Origin of the sequence: Ruminococcus callidus ATCC 27760 (assembly GCF_000468015.1) — a bacterium.
GTDB classification, from domain to species: Bacteria; Bacillota; Clostridia; order Oscillospirales; family Ruminococcaceae; genus Ruminococcus_C; species Ruminococcus_C callidus.
Genome location: NZ_KI260308.1, coordinates 1 through 852 on the forward strand (window position 1 = coordinate 1; position 852 = coordinate 852).

Genomic DNA, 852 nt, shown 5'->3' on the forward strand with positions numbered 1-852 from the left:
ATTGGGGCGTAAGGTCAGCGGCGACTCGCCGCCGCCGCCCGAATTCCAAATAAAGCTTCTCCGTTCCGGCAGGTCTGTTCCAGAATCGTCTGGGTGTCCGTGCCGCGTACCAGTGCGGCAGCTTCGGCAGTGTAGGGGATCATGCGGCTGTCGCAGCGTTTCCCCCGAAAAGGCACCGGTGCCATGTAGGGGCAGTCCGTTTCCAGCACCAGCTTATCCTCCGGCACTTCCGCCAGAGCCTTCAATGCTTTTTTCGCATTCTTGAACGTCAGCACGCCGGTGAACCCGATATACATGCCCAGCTTCAGCACTTCCCGTGCAGTTTCCGCACTGCCGGAGAAGCAGTGCACCACGCCGCGGGGACGAAACTCCTGCAAGATCCGCAGATAGTCCTCGGTGCAGTCCCGTGCGTGAATGATGACCGGCAAGTCCAGCTGCTTGGCAAGATCCAGCTGTTCCCGCAGCAGCACACTCTGGCTCTCGCGGTCGTAACCCTCATAGTGATAGTCCAGCCCGATCTCCCCGATCGCAACAACTTTCGGGTGCTTCGCCAGCTGCTCCAGCTGTGCCAGATAATCGGCGGGCTGCTGTCCGGCAGTTTCGGGGTGAATACCCACTGCCGCATAGATGTAGTCGTAGCGGTCGGCAAGGGCAATGCCGGCGGTGCTGTCCTCCAGCGTGGTGCCGGCAAGGACAGCGTGGACAATGCCGGCTTCGGGCAGTGCCGACAGGACTTCGTGCCGGTCTGCATCAAATGCACTGTCGGTGTAGTGGCTGTGGGTGTCAAAAATCTGGGTAAACATGGCAGTTTCCTTTCTGTAAAGGCAATACCGCACAAAGATTGTGCGACAG

General features: G+C 59.4%; 1 protein-coding gene. It reads right to left on the bottom strand.

Annotated elements, in window-relative coordinates; all coding sequences use genetic code 11:
- Nucleotides 1-14: 14 nt before the first annotated feature.
- The gene (locus RUMCAL_RS02200; protein ID WP_021680818.1) at nt 15-803 is read right to left on the bottom strand and encodes a TatD family hydrolase; all 789 of its coding nucleotides are present in this window, start codon (nt 801-803) and stop codon (nt 15-17) included.
- Nucleotides 804-852 lie beyond the last annotated feature (49 nt).

Coding starts and splice junctions, on each gene's coding strand:
- RUMCAL_RS02200 (WP_021680818.1), bottom strand. CDS start 803: ATGTTTACCCAGATTTTTGACACCCACAGCCACTACACCGACAGTGCA.